This window comes from Priestia sp. MDV22-iso46 (assembly GCF_058629175.1).
The window spans coordinates 77,345-92,515 of sequence record NZ_JBZVWT010000002.1; the positions used below are offsets into that span (position 1 = coordinate 77,345).

19 protein-coding genes and 1 other annotated feature are annotated in these 15,171 nt (G+C 38.3%); all 19 genes read left to right on the plus strand.

The window, feature by feature from the left end:
- Positions 1–8 precede the first annotated feature (8 nt).
- The 19 genes from AC4NPH_RS12255 (at position 9) to AC4NPH_RS12345 (ending at position 15,153) form a co-directional block, all read left to right on the plus strand.
- Positions 9–1,307, plus strand: a complete 1,299-nt coding sequence (locus tag AC4NPH_RS12255) for a bifunctional folylpolyglutamate synthase/dihydrofolate synthase (RefSeq protein WP_055992456.1) — start codon at positions 9–11, stop codon at positions 1,305–1,307.
- A gap of 156 nt (positions 1,308–1,463) precedes the next feature.
- Entirely contained in the window at positions 1,464–2,021 is a 558-nt protein-coding gene (locus AC4NPH_RS12260) for a DUF420 domain-containing protein (protein WP_013059351.1), read from the plus strand.
- A gap of 185 nt (positions 2,022–2,206) precedes the next feature.
- Positions 2,207–2,401, plus strand: a complete 195-nt coding sequence (locus AC4NPH_RS12265) for a hypothetical protein (protein WP_491938770.1) — start codon at positions 2,207–2,209, stop codon at positions 2,399–2,401.
- On the plus strand, positions 2,398–3,189 hold the full coding sequence (locus AC4NPH_RS12270; RefSeq protein WP_491938771.1) for a prepilin peptidase: 792 nt from the start codon (positions 2,398–2,400) through the stop codon (positions 3,187–3,189). The genes AC4NPH_RS12265 and AC4NPH_RS12270 overlap by 4 nt, the downstream gene beginning before the upstream one ends.
- Positions 3,190–3,272: 83 nt before the next feature.
- Positions 3,273–4,346, plus strand: a complete 1,074-nt coding sequence (locus AC4NPH_RS12275) for an SPOR domain-containing protein (protein ID WP_053487753.1) — start codon at positions 3,273–3,275, stop codon at positions 4,344–4,346.
- Positions 4,347–4,456: 110 nt separating this feature from the next.
- Positions 4,457–5,026: a Maf family protein gene (locus AC4NPH_RS12280; RefSeq protein ID WP_013059347.1), complete on the plus strand. Its 570-nt coding sequence runs from the start codon at positions 4,457–4,459 to the stop codon at positions 5,024–5,026.
- A 15-nt stretch (positions 5,027–5,041) separates the two neighbouring features.
- The gene (gene radC / locus AC4NPH_RS12285) at positions 5,042–5,728 is read left to right on the plus strand and encodes a RadC family protein (RefSeq protein ID WP_063672727.1); all 687 of its coding nucleotides are present in this window, start codon (positions 5,042–5,044) and stop codon (positions 5,726–5,728) included.
- Between the two features lie 229 nt (positions 5,729–5,957).
- Complete coding sequence (locus AC4NPH_RS12290; protein ID WP_013059345.1) at positions 5,958–6,983, plus strand: rod shape-determining protein; 1,026 nt, start codon at positions 5,958–5,960, stop codon at positions 6,981–6,983.
- A 19-nt stretch (positions 6,984–7,002) separates the two neighbouring features.
- Positions 7,003–7,884, plus strand: a complete 882-nt coding sequence (mreC, locus tag AC4NPH_RS12295; RefSeq protein WP_013059344.1) for a rod shape-determining protein MreC — start codon at positions 7,003–7,005, stop codon at positions 7,882–7,884.
- Positions 7,884–8,402, plus strand: coding sequence for a rod shape-determining protein MreD (mreD, locus tag AC4NPH_RS12300; RefSeq protein ID WP_013059343.1), 519 nt, complete (start codon positions 7,884–7,886; stop codon positions 8,400–8,402). Before mreC ends, mreD begins: the two co-directional genes overlap by 1 nt.
- A 116-nt stretch (positions 8,403–8,518) precedes the next feature.
- Entirely contained in the window at positions 8,519–9,202 is a 684-nt protein-coding gene (gene minC, locus AC4NPH_RS12305; protein ID WP_013059342.1) for a septum site-determining protein MinC, read from the plus strand.
- A gap of 2 nt (positions 9,203–9,204) precedes the next feature.
- On the plus strand, positions 9,205–10,005 hold the full coding sequence (gene minD, locus AC4NPH_RS12310; RefSeq protein WP_013059341.1) for a septum site-determining protein MinD: 801 nt from the start codon (positions 9,205–9,207) through the stop codon (positions 10,003–10,005).
- A 120-nt stretch (positions 10,006–10,125) separates the two neighbouring features.
- The gene (locus AC4NPH_RS12315; RefSeq protein WP_013059340.1) at positions 10,126–10,908 is read left to right on the plus strand and encodes a M23 family metallopeptidase; all 783 of its coding nucleotides are present in this window, start codon (positions 10,126–10,128) and stop codon (positions 10,906–10,908) included.
- Entirely contained in the window at positions 10,901–11,767 is an 867-nt protein-coding gene (locus tag AC4NPH_RS12320) for a M50 family metallopeptidase (RefSeq protein ID WP_053487751.1), read from the plus strand. The genes AC4NPH_RS12315 and AC4NPH_RS12320 overlap by 8 nt, the downstream gene beginning before the upstream one ends.
- A gap of 83 nt (positions 11,768–11,850) precedes the next feature.
- A complete protein-coding gene (locus tag AC4NPH_RS12325; protein ID WP_063672725.1) occupies positions 11,851–13,320 on the plus strand; it encodes an Rne/Rng family ribonuclease in 1,470 nt (489 codons plus the stop codon).
- Between the two features lie 78 nt (positions 13,321–13,398).
- Positions 13,399–13,470: a sequence feature (ribosomal protein L21 leader region), on the plus strand.
- A 14-nt stretch (positions 13,471–13,484) separates the two neighbouring features.
- The gene (gene rplU / locus AC4NPH_RS12330; RefSeq protein WP_013059337.1) at positions 13,485–13,793 is read left to right on the plus strand and encodes a 50S ribosomal protein L21; all 309 of its coding nucleotides are present in this window, start codon (positions 13,485–13,487) and stop codon (positions 13,791–13,793) included.
- Positions 13,794–13,802: 9 nt separating this feature from the next.
- Positions 13,803–14,135, plus strand: a complete 333-nt coding sequence (locus AC4NPH_RS12335) for a ribosomal-processing cysteine protease Prp (RefSeq protein ID WP_097812590.1) — start codon at positions 13,803–13,805, stop codon at positions 14,133–14,135.
- Positions 14,136–14,151: 16 nt separating this feature from the next.
- The gene (rpmA, locus tag AC4NPH_RS12340; RefSeq protein WP_013059335.1) at positions 14,152–14,445 is read left to right on the plus strand and encodes a 50S ribosomal protein L27; all 294 of its coding nucleotides are present in this window, start codon (positions 14,152–14,154) and stop codon (positions 14,443–14,445) included.
- Between the two features lie 171 nt (positions 14,446–14,616).
- A complete protein-coding gene (locus AC4NPH_RS12345; protein ID WP_029320103.1) occupies positions 14,617–15,153 on the plus strand; it encodes a Spo0B C-terminal domain-containing protein in 537 nt (178 codons plus the stop codon).
- The last annotated feature ends 18 nt before the right edge of the window (positions 15,154–15,171 follow it).

The following is a 15,171-nucleotide window of genomic DNA, read 5'->3' on the forward strand; positions in this document are numbered from 1 at the left end:
AATAAAAGATGATAACGACATATGAAGAAGCGCTTGATTGGATTCATAACAGACTTCGCTTTGGAATCAAGCCGGGGTTAGAACGAATGGAATGGATGCTAGAGCAGCTTGATTTTCCGCAGCAAAATCTAAATGCTATTCATGTTGCTGGTACGAATGGTAAAGGTTCTACCGTTTCTTATTTGCGAAACATGTTAGAAGAAGCAGGGTATAAAGTTGGAACCTTTACTTCTCCTTATATCGAAACATTTAATGAACGGATCAGCGTGAATGGAAAGCCTATTTCAAATGAAGCAATGACTGCTCTTGTTCAGGAAATAAAGCCTGTTGTGGAGCGACTAGAACATACAAACTTAGGATCAGCAACGGAATTTGAAGTGATTACAGTCATGGCTTTTCTTTATTTCGGCTATCATGAGTCAGTTGACTATGCTGTGTTTGAAACAGGTCTTGGAGGACGATATGACTCAACAAACGTTGTGAATCCTATGGTGAGTATTATTACAAACATTGGATTTGATCACATGGCAATACTAGGAGATACGGTAGAAGAAATTGCAGCAGAAAAAGCGGGGATTATTAAAAAAGAAGTCCCTATTATTACCGGTGCAGAGCAAGTAAAGGCGCTTGATGTCATTACTGAAGAAGCAAAGTCAAAGCAGGCTTCGTTATTTGTGTTAGGAAAAGATTTTGACATTAAAAACTATGAGCCCTTAGCAAATGGGGAAGGCTTTGCGTTAAAAACGCCTTATGGCACATTTGAACATTTAGAATTAAATATGCTTGGCTATCATCAAGTGAAAAATGCAGCTTTGGCTGTCATGGCCGTTTGTTATTTAAAAGAAAAGAAAAAGCTTTCTATCTCCAAGGAGCAAATGATAAAAGGGATTCAGCATACAAAGTGGAACGGCCGCTTTGAGATAGTAAATGAGCATCCTTTAACGATTATTGATGGGGCTCATAATGCAGAAGGCATTGATAGCTTGTTATCTACTTTACGCCTTCATTATGAAGATCGAAGCATTCATTTAGTTTTCAGCTGTTTAAATGATAAAAGCGCTGATCGAATGGTCCAAGAACTTGAAACAATCGCTGCAAGTATTACATTTACGTCGTTTGACTTTCCTCGTGCTCGCCCAGCTCAAGAGCTTTATGAGATGAGTACTCATCATAATAAGCATATGGACGAGGAGTGGAAAAAAGCAATTGCTTACGTAAAAGAAAAGGCGACAGGTGAACAAGACATGGTCGTGATTACAGGGTCTCTGTATTTTATATCAGAAGTGCGGGCTTTTCTTCTAAAATGAGCAAAAGCAGCAAGTGAAATCTTGCTGCTTTTAACATAATGTGAGGAAGGGATACGGATAATAAGGAAGCACTAAGTTCAAAGTATTGTCACTTTCACCCCTTAGGTAAGTGATATATAATAAACATGTACATCACTAAATAAGGAGATTGTTAACATGAGTAAGAATAATGAAAAAATTGTACCGAAAAGTAATAAAAACTTTACTGGTATTATTCTTACCTTTTCAGTGATAGCGAATGTTATTATTTTACTGCTATTCTTTTCGAATATTGGCTATCAAGGAAAAGTAAGTTTTGATTTGACTATCTTTCCACGGTTAAATGCTATTTTGAATAGTTTTACGTTTATTTTTTTAGTTGCAGCATTGATTTCAATTTTCAGGAAAAATATTAATGCTCATAAAGGTTTTATTTTAGCAGCATTCACTTCCACACTGCTCTTTTTAGTTTCATATTTAACGTTCCATTACATTTCCACAGAAACAGCTACGTTTGGTGGAGAAGGAATCGTTCGTCCCATTTACTTCTTTATTTTGATCACACACAGTTTCCTAGCAGCGATTATTGTTCCGCTGGCACTGTTTGCACTTGTGTGGGGCTGGACAATGCAAGTTGAAAAACACAAAAAAATTGTGCGATGGACAATGCCAATCTGGCTTTATGTAAGTCTTACAGGTGTAATTGTCTACTTATTTATGGCTCCTTACTATTAAAAGACGTCTGCTTTTGCAGACGTTTTTTTATGCTGTTTTTGTTTTTTAGTGGTATAATCCTTATTACCTATAAAAAGTGTGTTTTAAGGAAGGAGGCATACAGAATATGACTTTTATGGGTATTATGATTCAGTTTATTAACGAAGGAGCTGTTTGATACTAATCAATAAAGGAGAGATATTGAAATGGATAAACTGTCAACGAGGAATAAAGGAATTTCTCTAATGAGAGTGATCATACTGGTTATCGTAATAGGTCTTCTAGCAGCTTTTCTCATTCCGTTTATTGGCAGCTATTTAAGGGAACGAGATACATTCCTTCACTCAAAAGAAAACCTACAATTAGTAAGCAGCAGGCCTGAGATGGAAGAAATAGTATGAGTTTAATTTACCTCTATGCATTTGTTTCAGGTATCACGTTAGGTTCATTTTATAACGTAGCAGGACTTAGAATACCTCAGAAAAAATCTATTTTATCTCCAAGATCTCATTGTCCACACTGTTTATACGTTCTTTCTCCACAACAATTAATTCCCATAGTCTCCTACATTAAAAATGCAGGAAAATGTAGTATGTGTCACAAAAAAATCTCCTTCATCTACCCGTTCATAGAATTTTCGACAGGAAGTTTATTTGTATATGCTTTTTTTAGATTGAATATGACGTTAGAACTGATTGTCATATTAACCTTTGTTTCTTTTTTAACAATTATAGTTGTCTCAGACATAGCCTATATGATTGTCCCAAATAAGGTGCTGCTTTTCTTTTTGCCTATCTTTCTACTTGAGCGTCTTTTCATTCCATTAAATTCGTGGAGTGATTCCTTAATGGGAGGAGGAATCGCATTTTTTCTCCTCTTTCTAATCGCATTTCTCAGCAGAGGAGGGCTTGGAGAAGGAGATATTAAATTGTATGCTTTGATTGGTATTGTGCTTGGAGTAAAGCTTGTTTTGCTATCGCTTTTTTTAGCTATATTAATAGGCGGAACCGTTAGTATAGGAGCGTTATTAATGAAAAAGGCAAAGGTAGGTGTACCAATTCCTTTCGTTCCATTTATTTTTATAGGCACAATCGCTGCTTATTTTCATGGAAACGAATTGATAGATTGGTATGTTAGCAACTATTTTTTATTGAACTTCAAGTCTTCGACAAATTTAAAATTTCTGTAACTAAATAGCGAAAACCTTTTGTAACAAGACGACAAATGTCTTGTTATTTTTTTTTTCTTCTATGATAGCATGGAAAAAAGTGTATGTTTTATGTCGGTTTACCTCAGCTTGCAACCGGTACTAAGACTACGTTAACTAAAGGCGGTGGGGCAGTGGACAAGCAGGAACGAAAAATTTCAATTAAAATCAACGGTCAATCCAAGGAAGAACAAGCGCCAGAAAAAGACGAGTTTACGTGGGTTCTTCCGGAACCGGGATCCACAGATTCTCATGTGGAAGAAAATAAAGTGGTGTTTATTGAAGATGTAAGAAATGAAAAAAAGAAAAAGCCGCGATTACATCCTAAAAATGTTTCGATTAAAACGGTAAACGGCGGTGTGATCAAACGAACAGCTGTGATTGTACTGCTAGCAGTCGGAATAGGCAGCGGCATCGGTATGGTTGGTGTGAAAATGATGACAGGAAGCGAACAGCCTGTAAGCAAAGCACAAACAAGTGAGCAAACGAAAGAAGAAAAAGCTTCTCAAACAGCGTCTACCACTGAAAGTGTTGGTAAAGCTGAAAAGAAAAGCGAACAGGAATCGAAGGGGACATCAGCTGCTGCTTCTACTTTAGAACCTTTTTCCTTTTACATTGTTCAAGCAGGTGCTTTTTCATCAAAAACTGCTGCAAATAAAGCAATGGATAAATGGAAAGAAGAGAACGAAGCAGGCGAGATCTTTTCACCTAAAACCTATTCTCTTGTCGTTGGTGCTGCCACTGGAGAAGAAAAAGCGAACGCACTTAGTAAAACGTATAAACAACAAGGTAAAGATGTATATGTAAAGTCTTATGAAATTAAGCCCACTAGCGAATTAGGGAAAAAAGATCAAACGGTTATAACAACAGCGCAGCCGTTTATGGCTAATCTCTTAGATCAATCTGCTAAAGCGATTGAAGGACAGCGGGTAGCCGATATCAAATCTCTGAAAAAAGAGCTGACAAAAGTTCAGAAAGAAGCGTCAAATGAAGACATTAAAACCATGGTGAGCACCCTTCAAAAAGCTGCTGCTTCTCTTTCTTCATATGAAGACAATAAAAGCAGTAAAGATGCTTGGCTTGCTCAGCGATACGTGTTAAAAGCTCTTCAGCAGTATGAAAGCCTTGTAACGTCTTAACAAGTGAGGTAGTGTAATGCTGCCTCACTTGTTTATTGTCATTTGGAGATGAAATTGCTAAAATAACGGTGTGTCCTTCTTTTTTAAATCAAAATGCAAAGGTGAGATGTATGAAACAAACATTAATTTTAGCCTCAGGCTCTCCTCGTCGAAAAGAATTACTTCAGCAGCTTCACATTCCCTTTACTGTTCACGTTAGTACAATTGAAGAAATCGTCAATCCATCATACACTCCGTCCGAGGTAGTAATGGATTTAGCTAGGCAAAAAGCAGTGGACGTTGCTTCGCATCATAAAGAGGATATTGTCCTAGGTGCCGATACAGTTGTCGTATATGGCAATCGTATTTTAGGAAAGCCAAAAACGAAACAAGAAGCGATTGAAACACTTACGATGCTGTCAGGTCAAAAACATCAGGTATTAACTGGAGTAGCGTTCGTATCAAATGCAAAAGTTCATACGTTTTATGAACAAACAGATGTAGAGTTTTGGCCGATTGAACAAGATGAAATCGTACAGTACGTAGAGTCAGGAGAGCCTATGGATAAGGCTGGTTCTTATGGAATTCAAGGTCTCGGTGCTGCGCTAGTTAAAAAAATTGAAGGAGACTATTTCTCCGTGGTGGGCTTGCCGCTCTCCCGAACAATACGTGAGCTAAAACAATACGGTTTCGTTTACTAAAAAGGAGTGGCGAAATTGGATCAATCATTGTTAATTAAAGATTTCCCTCAAGATGAAAGACCTCGAGAGCGCCTTGTGTCAATGGGTGCTTCTAGTCTTTCTAACCACGAGCTTATTGCTATTTTGCTGCGCACTGGAACTAAAGATGAATCTGTTCTTCAGCTGTCCAATCGCATATTAACGCATTTTGAAGGTCTTCAACTTTTGCAGCATGCATCGCTTGATGAAATGATGAATATTAAAGGTATCGGACCTGCAAAAGCAATTCAAATTATAGCGGCTATTGAAATAGGTAACAGGATTGTACAGCGGAAATCTAGTCAGCGATATACCATTCATGGCCCTGAAGACGGAGCTAATTATGTGATGGAAGAAATGCGCGTGCTGTCTCAAGAGCATTTCGTCTGTTTATACCTCAACACGAAAAATCAAGTTCTCCACAAGCAAACCATTTTTATCGGAAGCCTCAATTCATCTATTGTCCATCCAAGAGAAGTATTTAAAGAAGCCTTTCGTCGTTCAGCTGCATCCCTTATTTGTATTCATAATCATCCCTCCGGCGACCCTACTCCCAGCAGAGAAGATATAGAGGTAACGAAGCGCTTAAAAGAGTGCGGATTTATCATAGGAATTGAATTGTTAGATCATTTAATTATCGGAGATCGAAAATATATTAGTTTAAAAGAAAAAGGATACATGTAAGGCTATGCTTTTTAAAATCCTTGGGTTATAATAGTAGTCATGATTTTAAATGACAAGTTCTTTACAATCATTCGTTATTAATAGACAAAGTATGACTTTTTATCATACAATATTTGGCGTTGACATCTATGAAAAAAGTATAGAAAATAAAAAATGTTACTTATGAAATGAAGAAATTGAATTATGGAATTTTTACCTTTGCATTTTGGTAAGAGAAAGGAAGAGACACATGTTTGGAATCGGTACTAGAGACCTTGGAATAGATTTGGGTACTGCAAATACGCTCGTTTATGTAAAAGGAAAAGGAATTGTTGTGCGTGAGCCGTCTGTTGTGGCTTTGCAAACTGATACAAAACAAATCGTTGCGGTAGGTAACGATGCAAAAAATATGATTGGTCGTACACCTGGGAACGTAGTAGCCCTTCGTCCAATGAAAGATGGAGTTATTGCAGATTACGAAACAACTGCGACGATGATGAAATATTACATCAATCAAGCTCAAAAAACAAAAAGTTTGTTTGCGGGTAAGCCGTATGTAATGGTTTGTGTACCTTCTGGCATTACAGCTGTTGAGAAACGTGCCGTTATTGATGCGACTCGTCAGGCTGGCGCGCGTGATGCGTATACAATTGAAGAACCGTTTGCTGCAGCAATCGGCGCCAATCTACCGGTTTGGGAGCCAACGGGAAGTATGGTAGTAGATATTGGCGGAGGAACAACAGAAGTTGCGATTATTTCTTTAGGAGGAATCGTAACATGTCAGTCAATCCGTATCGCTGGGGACGAGATGGATGAAGCGATTATTCAATATATTCGCAAGAATTACAATTTAATGATCGGTGAGCGTACGTCAGAAGCATTAAAAGTAGAAGTCGGTTCTGCCGGAATTCCAGAAGGTATTGAAAATATGGAAATTCGCGGACGTGACTTACTAACAGGTCTACCGAAAACAATCGAAATTTCAGCAGAAGAAATTGCAGAAGCGCTAAAAGATACAGTGGCTTCTATTGTAGATTCAGTAAAAAGTACATTAGAAAAAACACCACCTGAACTTGCGGCGGATATTATGGATCGCGGTATTGTATTAACAGGCGGTGGCGCATTGCTACGTAATTTAGATAAAGTTATTAGTGAGGAAACAAATATGCCGGTTGTCATCGCAGAAGATCCGCTTGACTGTGTTGCAATTGGAACTGGTAAAGCGTTAGAACACATTGATTTATTTAAAAATCGTACAAGCGATTCATATCGCTAAATATTAAGAGGTGTAGATCGTGCCACAATTTTTCTTAAATAAACGTTTAGTTATTTTATTAGTCAGTATTATTGTATTAGTGGCATTGATTGGCTTTTCGTTAAATGGTCGTAAAAATGTAACGTGGCCTGAACAGTTTGTCAAAGATACGGTTGGTCTTGTTCAGGCTACCTTTAATGAACCCGCACAATTTGTAGCGGGTTTCTTTCAGAATGTAGGTGACTTAAAGCGTACATACGAAGAAAACGAGGTATTAAAAGCCCGTTTAGACGAACGCATGCAATTAGAAACGAAAGCCAACGCTTTGCAGCAAGAAAATAAAAAATTAAGAGCACAGCTCGACAAAAAAACGGATTTAAGTCAATACAACCCAATCGAAGCAACAGTTATTGCTCGTAATCCAGACCGTTGGCATGAGGTAATTGCCATTGATAAAGGGACGGTTCATAATGTGCAGGAAAATATGGCTGTTATGACTCCTGAAGGGCTGATTGGTAAAGTGAAGCATGCATCTAAGTTCACATCTACTGTGCAGTTAATTAGTTCATCAGATCGTACAAACCGTGTATCTGCTAAAATTCAGGCTAAAAAAGAAGTGTTTGGTTTAATTGAAGGCTATGATGATAAAGAACAGGCGCTTGTTATGCGTCGTATTCCATTTGATGCTGATATTAAAGAAAAGCAAAAAGTAGTAACGTCTGGTCTAGGACAAGAAGACGGTATTTTCCCTAGCAATCTTCCAATTGGCGTTATCACAAAAATTGAGCCTGATGAATATGGATTAACGAAAAAAGCTTATATCAAACCTGCTGCTGACTTGTATGACTTAGATAACGTAGTTGTAGCTAAAAGAAGTGCGCCCGCTGCTGAAGACGATTTAGGGGCGGAGGAGGCTAACTGATGAAGCGGTTTGTCCTTCCTATTCTCGTGCTTGTCGTTTTTATGTTTGAAAGTATCTTTGTTAATTTTGTCGCCATGGCATCACCATGGCGAGACTGGATTCTATCGCCTCATTTTGTTGTAGTGGTACTGGCTTTTATGTCAGTGTATTATCACCCAAAGCAAGCGATGCTATATGGGGTAATCCTTGGATTCATGTACGATATTGCCTTTACGGATGTCTTAGGAGTATACGCGCTTGGATTGCCGGCCGTATGCTATATCGTATCAAAACTAATGAAGATTTTTCAGCAAAATACGCTTATCGTAATCTGCATGTCGCTATTAGCTGTAGCCATTATTGAGTTTTATGTATATGGAATTAATAGCATTATTAATATATCTGATATGACCATTGGTCGCTTCTTGCAAGAGCGATTTTACGCAACCATCATTTTAAATGCCATATTTGCACTCATTTTTGCATTTCCGCTTCAAAGATGTTTTCAATATTTCGCTAAATTTATCGATGAACGCTGATCGGAACATATATTACGCTTCTCGTTCATGATAGGATAAAAATGCTGATTGAAGAAACGAAAAAAAGGAATTGAGTAAGTCTCTGTCGAAATTATATATTCGTTGAGGTGAGCGTCTTGAATAAACAAAAGCAACAAAATGTGACAATTAAAGGAACAAAAGATGGATTAACGTTGCATCTCAATGATACATGTTCATTTGCAGAGCTTTTGACGGAACTTAAGACGAAGCTTTTGACAAATAAGCATGGCGATGCCGATCAGATCGTCACAGTGTATGTCAAAATCGGAAATCGTTATTTAACTACAGAGCAGGAAACCGAATTGAAGGCGCTCATAGAAGAAAATCAGTATTTAGTAGTTAAACAAATTGATAGTAACGTTATTTTAAAGCAAGATGCAGTCCGAGTAAGAGAAGAAAGTGAATTAGTATCTGTTACAAAGGTAGTTCGTTCAGGACAGGTTCTCCATGTAGAAGGCGATTTGCTTCTAGTCGGAGACGTAAATCCCGGAGGAACCGTTGTAGCTGGAGGAAATTTATTTGTATTAGGTGCTTTAAAAGGGATTGCTCATGCAGGATATCGAGGCAATAAAAACGCCGTTATTGCTGCATCGTTAATGAAACCTTCACAGCTGCGCATTGCTGATATCATTACCCGATCAGAAGAAGAGCGCAGTGAGAAGGAAGAGAATATAATGGAATGTGCATACTTAGATGATAATGATCAAATGGTGATAGATCGCGTGCAAACTTTACCGCATCTAAGACCGAATTTGACCAGGGTAGAAAGGAGAATTTGACAGTGGGAGAGGCTATTGTTGTTACGTCTGGTAAAGGTGGAGTTGGAAAAACAACGACATCAGCCAATTTAGGTACTGCTCTAGCATTAGCTGGAAAGCGCGTGTGTCTAGTAGACACTGATATCGGCTTACGCAACTTGGATGTTGTAATGGGGCTTGAAAATCGTATTATTTATGATCTTGTAGACGTGGTAGAAGGTCGATGCCAACCGCAAAAAGCCTTGATTAAGGACAAGCGTTTTGAATGTTTGTACTTACTTCCTGCTGCTCAAACGAGTGACAAAACAGCTGTTCAACCAGAACAAATGAGAGAGTTAGTTCTTCAGTTAAAGCAAGACTATGACTATGTGGTTATTGATTGCCCAGCTGGTATTGAACAAGGCTATAAGAATGCCGTAGCTGGCGCTGATAAGGCACTCGTTGTGACAACACCGGAAGTTTCAGCTGTTCGTGATGCTGACCGTATTATTGGATTATTGGAGCAAGAGGATATCGAGTCTCCAAAACTGGTTATTAACCGAATCCGTAGTCATATGATGAAAAATGGAGACATGCTGGACGTGGAAGAAATTTCTCAGCTTCTGGCTGTTGATTTAATTGGAATCGTTGCTGACGATGAAAATGTTATTCGTGCTTCTAACAACGGTGAACCAATTGTCATGGACCCATCAAGCAAAGCATCAATTGCATATCGTAATATTGCAAGACGTATTCTAGGTGAAACGGTTCCTCTTCAATCGTTAGATGAAGAAGATAAGGGAATGTTTGCACGTATTAAACGATTCTTTGGTGTTCGTTCTTAAAAAGCTTCCGATAGAGGAAGCTTTTTTTATTTGTGTGATTTTGTAGAGTCAAGCTGTCATAAGCTCCACGGACAAGTCATATAGTTGATTATACGATAAGAACAAGGAGAATGATGAATCATGAATCGACGTGCTGATGAAATCCGTAAACGAATTGCTGAGCGTAAGCGAAAACAATTAAATACAACGAAGCGTCTTCCTCAAGAACCTCTTCATACGTCCTTAATGAGCGAAGAAGAAAAATATGGATCGATGGATTATTCTGCGGTTGAATACACACCATCAGCAAAGGAATATCACCCGTTATTTCGAAAAGACCGCTTTTTATTTAAAATCTTAGCTTCAGCCTGCTTAGTGTTAATTGTAGGGATTATGTTCAAGAACGCTTCTCCTACTTTTGAACAGGCCAGAGTGGTGGTTCAACAAACAATGGATAAAGAATTTCAGTTTGCAGCTGTTTCCTCCTGGTACGAAGATAAGTTTGGGAAGCCGTTAACGCTATTGCCGAATAAAGAGTCTAGCAAAACGGAGCAAAGTGTAAGCGGAGAATATGCTACTCCAGCTTCAGGGAAAGTAACGGAAACATTTGCTCAAAGTAAGCAAGGCGTGACGGTTCAAACAGGATTGGATTCGGTTGTAGAAGCAATGAGTGAAGGTATCGTAAGGTATGTAGGAAAACGTGATGATACTGGGAATACCGTTATTATTCAACATGCCGATGGAACCGAAACTTGGTATGGACAGCTCAAAAAAATCAATGTTAGTATGTATGATTTTGTAAATAAAGGCAAAGAAGTAGGAATTGTGGAAAACAGTAAAAAAGGCGATGCTGGAACATTCTATTTTGCTATTAAAAAAGGCGATAAGTTTGTGGATCCTAGTCAGGTGATTCAATTTGAATAGTGCTTTTTCGTTATTGATGAAAATTCACATTCATCCATTGTTTTGGGGGGTTTTCGTAATTGGTATCTTAACGGCTACGGTAAAGCAGCTTTTTTTGTTATTTATTATTGTAATTATTCATGAACTGGGCCACGCCGTAGCGGCTCAGTGTTTTTCTTGGCGGATTCGCAGAATTATGCTCTTACCTTTTGGGGGAGTAGCAGAAGTAGATGAACATGGGAATCGTCCATTTCGAGAAGAGTTTATTGTGACAATAAGTGGACCTCTTCAGCATCTCTGGATGTTTGGAGCTGCTTTCTTATTAATGAAAATAAATGTGTTGTCTTTGGAAACGTATGAGCAATTTATGTTTCAATGCACGGTGATTTTACTGTTTAATCTTTTGCCCATTTGGCCATTGGACGGAGGGAAGCTGCTTTTTTTAATTTGCAGTCGGTCTTTACCATTTTTAGAAGCGCATAAGCTCGCGCTCCGGTTATCAACGTTTTTTTTAGCTGTCGGTATTATTTACGCCGTCATTATGTATCCTTTTCAGCTGCACTTATGGATTGTTATTTCATTTTTAATTATATCCGGATATTTGGAATGGAAGAGCAGGCAATTTGTCTACATGCGCTTTTTGTTGGAGAGATATCATGGCAAAGAGCATCCAATTGGAGCTTTAAAAACGTTAAGTGTATCAACCAGTGAGACGCTCCATCAAGTTCTGCAAAAATTCCAAAGAGGTTGTAAGCATATGATTATTGCTACATCTCAAACAGGCGAGCATGTACAGATTGATGAAAATGAACTTTTACACGCTTACTTTGTAGAAAAAAGAACAAATAGCCAACTAGACGAACTTGTAACAGTTTACTGATTTCTAGTAACATAGAATAGAATGAAAAAAGTTCGGTTGCACTGACCGAACTTTTTCCTATGAATTTAGATTAAAGTGAGGCAATGTATGTGAAGGCATGTATTATTAACGCGGCTACTTCTTCAAAACGTATAGCCGTGATAAACGATAAAGCACTAGAAAAAATCTATTTAGAAGAACAAAGCGAGAATCAAATTATTGGTGATATATATTGGGGTAAAGTAGTAAAAGTACTGCCGCATATGCAAGCAGCCTTTATCGATATCGGTTTATCAATGAACGGGTTTATTCATCGAAATGAACTTGTATCCTATCAGCAGTCAGAGAATCCTCACAAAGATCAGCAGCCGATGTCTGCTTTTATTCGTGAAGGAGAAAAAGTATTGGTTCAAGTTGTAAAAGAAGGCATTGGGACAAAAGGGCCCAAGCTGACGGGTATCATTGAATTTTCTTCTGATGAGCTTGTATATTTACCGCACGGAAACTATGTCGCTGTATCCAAAAAAATAGCTGAGCCAAAACGACAACAGTGGAAACAGCTTGGTGAGCGGTTAAAACAGGGGATGGAAGGCTTTTTATTTCGAACAGCGATTGCAGAAAAATCAGAAGCCGCGGTCCAACATAAAATAAAAGAGCTACAGAAAAAATATGAGCGCCTTGAACGACAGACACAGGTAATGAAAGCTCCTGCCCTAGTCAGCAAAGGACAAGATTTTCTCGAAACAAGAGTGCAAGCTGCACTTCAACAAGGAATTGATGGGATAGTAGTAGATGACTTCGACCTATATCAGCATCTTCAAACTACCTACTCTAACTTGTCAATAGAGTACTATAAAGGAAATGAAAATATTTTCTCTTTTTACGATCTGGAACGGCAAATAGAGAAGCTTTTAAAGCGAATCGTGTGGCTCAAAAGCGGAGGCTATATCGTTATTGACGAAACGGAAGCGATGACGGTCGTGGACGTGAACACGGGGAAGTTTTCAGGAAAAGATAATATTCGAAAGACAATGCTTCAAACAAATATGGAAGCTGCGTATGAACTGTCCAAACAGATGCAATTACGTCACTTAGGCGGCATGATCTTAATTGATTTTATAAATATGCCTCATAAAGAAGATCGGACAGAAGTAGAAAGATACATGAAAAAGCTATGTGAACAAGATGAAGTGCGGACGAATATAGTTGGCTTTACAGAGCTTGGCATATTGCAATTAACGCGGAAGAAAGTGCGCAATAGTATTGGATCAACATTAACTATGCCTTGTGAAGTATGTGAAGGAACCGGTAAAATGATTGATTCCAAAACGGCTGCTTTTCAAATTGAACGTGTAATTTGGGAACATCGCGGCGCGGAAGAAGAGGCTATTTGGATTGAGACGCGAAGTGATGTTATAAATGAAATGAAGGCTCAAGGATTTCTCAACGCTTTAGAGAAAATGGTAAAAAAAACCATATACCTTACACCAAGCGATGATTATACAAACGCATTTGTTTTGCGTCAATTGGGGTCGAATGAGCAGATCCAAAAAAGGGTCTCTGCTTCTATATAAAATTTTAGAAGAAAACATGAATTCCAATTGACACTAACCTTTGATTTGTAGTAAGATTTAATATGTTGGTTTGTAGCACCCGTGCTACAACCGCTCAGAACAGGTTTTAAGTTCACTTGAACACCTGTGATGGCGAGTCTTAGTTTTTAGAGGAGGTGCAGAGAATGTACGCAATTATTGAAACTGGTGGTAAGCAAATTAAAGTAGAGGCTGGTCAAGCAATCTACGTTGAAAAACTTGCTGGTGAACAAGGCGAAACAGTTACTTTTGACAAAGTATTATTTGTAGGTGGCGACAGCGTGAAAGTTGGTGTTCCTTTCGTAGAAGGTGCAACAGTTACGGCTAAAGTTGAAAAACAAGGTCGCGCTAAAAAGATCACTGTATTTAAATACAAAGCAAAGAAAAACTATCGTCGTAAGCAAGGTCACCGTCAACCTTACACAAAAGTTGTAATCGACGCTATCAACGCGTAATTATAACAAATGATTAAGGTGACGATTTCTCGTGATGCAAATAAGAAAGTTGACGGGTTCACGATGAGTGGACATGCTGACTTTTCCGAACACGGAAAAGATCTTGTTTGTGCGGGAGCATCTGCAGTTTCATTTGGGACAATTAATGCTATCTTTTCAATAAGTGGGGTTGAACCGCACTTAGAGCAAGGTGGAGATGGTGGGTATCTCCGTTGTGAGATTCCAAATGATGTGGATTCGTTCACATTGGAACAGATTCAATTGCTATTAGAAGGTATGGTTGTTTCACTGAAAACGATCGAATTAGATTACAGTAATTATATAAAAATTAACGACAACTAAACAGGAGGTGGATGTCATGTTAGTAAGATTAGACCTTCAATTCTTCGCTTCTAAAAAAGGAGTAGGTAGTACTAAAAACGGTCGTGATTCAATCTCGAAACGTCTTGGTGCTAAACGTGCTGATGGCCAATTCGTATCTGGTGGTTCAATTTTATACCGTCAACGCGGTACTAAAATTTACCCAGGTGCAAACGTAGGTCGTGGTGGAGATGATACTTTATTCGCTCAAATCGACGGTATCGTTAAATTTGAACGTTTCGGTCGTGACCGTAAAAAAGTATCTGTATACCCTGTTGCTCAAGAAGCATAAGATACAAAAAGAAAACTCTAACCCAAGTAGGTTAGAGTTTTCTTTTTGTAGAATATTTCACCTATTACCCATTGGAATTTGTTATAATCGAACATATCTAAGAAGATTGATACGAGATGTTTGTCAGCGTTGTGAAATACTTATGCTCGAGTCAAAGTTAGGAGTGCTAAGATGGAAAAAGAATGGGATGTCGTAGAGGTATTAAGATACGCGCGGCATGATTGGTTAAATAAGCTGCAATTAATCAAAGGCAATCTAGCGTTGAATCGGCTTGATCGAGCGAATGAAATCATTGAAGAAATTGTAAATGAATCCAAACATGAATCCAAGTTAACAAACATCAATATGCGACTGTTTGCGGGCTTTGTTATGACCTATCATTGGAATAACCATGCTGTTCGCTTAGATGTGGAAGTGCTCGGAGAATTGAAGGATTTATCACAATACGATGAGTTCGTATACAACTGGTGTTGCTATTTGACAGAAGCACTCGAAAAATATGTTGATTATCATGCAGAAAACTATTTGAGTATTTCAGTATGCATTGAAGAACGGGGAATTCGTTTCTTTTTTGACTTTAGTGGAATACTAACAGATATACAGAAGCTACAAAACAAGCTACAATGTTATGAGTGCGCTCAAGGAGTTGCATTGGTTGAACAGCATATGTCTGAAGATGAATTTAGCCTTATGCTTACAATAAGTTAACAGCGCTTTTGCTATTGC

Excerpts from the sequence above, each read along its gene's own strand:
- AC4NPH_RS12255 (WP_055992456.1), top strand. The coding sequence starts at position 9 with ATGATAACGACATATGAAGAAGCGCTTGATTGGATTCATAACAGACTT.
- AC4NPH_RS12315 (WP_013059340.1), top strand. The coding sequence starts at position 10,126 with ATGAATCGACGTGCTGATGAAATCCGTAAACGAATTGCTGAGCGTAAG.
- AC4NPH_RS12335 (WP_097812590.1), top strand. The coding sequence starts at position 13,803 with ATGATTAAGGTGACGATTTCTCGTGATGCAAATAAGAAAGTTGACGGG.
- rpmA (WP_013059335.1), top strand. The coding sequence starts at position 14,152 with ATGTTAGTAAGATTAGACCTTCAATTCTTCGCTTCTAAAAAAGGAGTA.
- AC4NPH_RS12270 (WP_491938771.1), top strand. The coding sequence starts at position 2,398 with ATGAGTTTAATTTACCTCTATGCATTTGTTTCAGGTATCACGTTAGGT.
- AC4NPH_RS12260 (WP_013059351.1), top strand. The coding sequence starts at position 1,464 with ATGAGTAAGAATAATGAAAAAATTGTACCGAAAAGTAATAAAAACTTT.
- mreD (WP_013059343.1), top strand. The coding sequence starts at position 7,884 with ATGAAGCGGTTTGTCCTTCCTATTCTCGTGCTTGTCGTTTTTATGTTT.
- AC4NPH_RS12290 (WP_013059345.1), top strand. The coding sequence starts at position 5,958 with ATGTTTGGAATCGGTACTAGAGACCTTGGAATAGATTTGGGTACTGCA.
- rplU (WP_013059337.1), top strand. The coding sequence starts at position 13,485 with ATGTACGCAATTATTGAAACTGGTGGTAAGCAAATTAAAGTAGAGGCT.
- AC4NPH_RS12275 (WP_053487753.1), top strand. The coding sequence starts at position 3,273 with ATGTTTTATGTCGGTTTACCTCAGCTTGCAACCGGTACTAAGACTACG.
- AC4NPH_RS12265 (WP_491938770.1), top strand. The coding sequence starts at position 2,207 with ATGGATAAACTGTCAACGAGGAATAAAGGAATTTCTCTAATGAGAGTG.
- AC4NPH_RS12345 (WP_029320103.1), top strand. The coding sequence starts at position 14,617 with ATGGAAAAAGAATGGGATGTCGTAGAGGTATTAAGATACGCGCGGCAT.
- AC4NPH_RS12280 (WP_013059347.1), top strand. The coding sequence starts at position 4,457 with ATGAAACAAACATTAATTTTAGCCTCAGGCTCTCCTCGTCGAAAAGAA.
- AC4NPH_RS12325 (WP_063672725.1), top strand. The coding sequence starts at position 11,851 with ATGTATGTGAAGGCATGTATTATTAACGCGGCTACTTCTTCAAAACGT.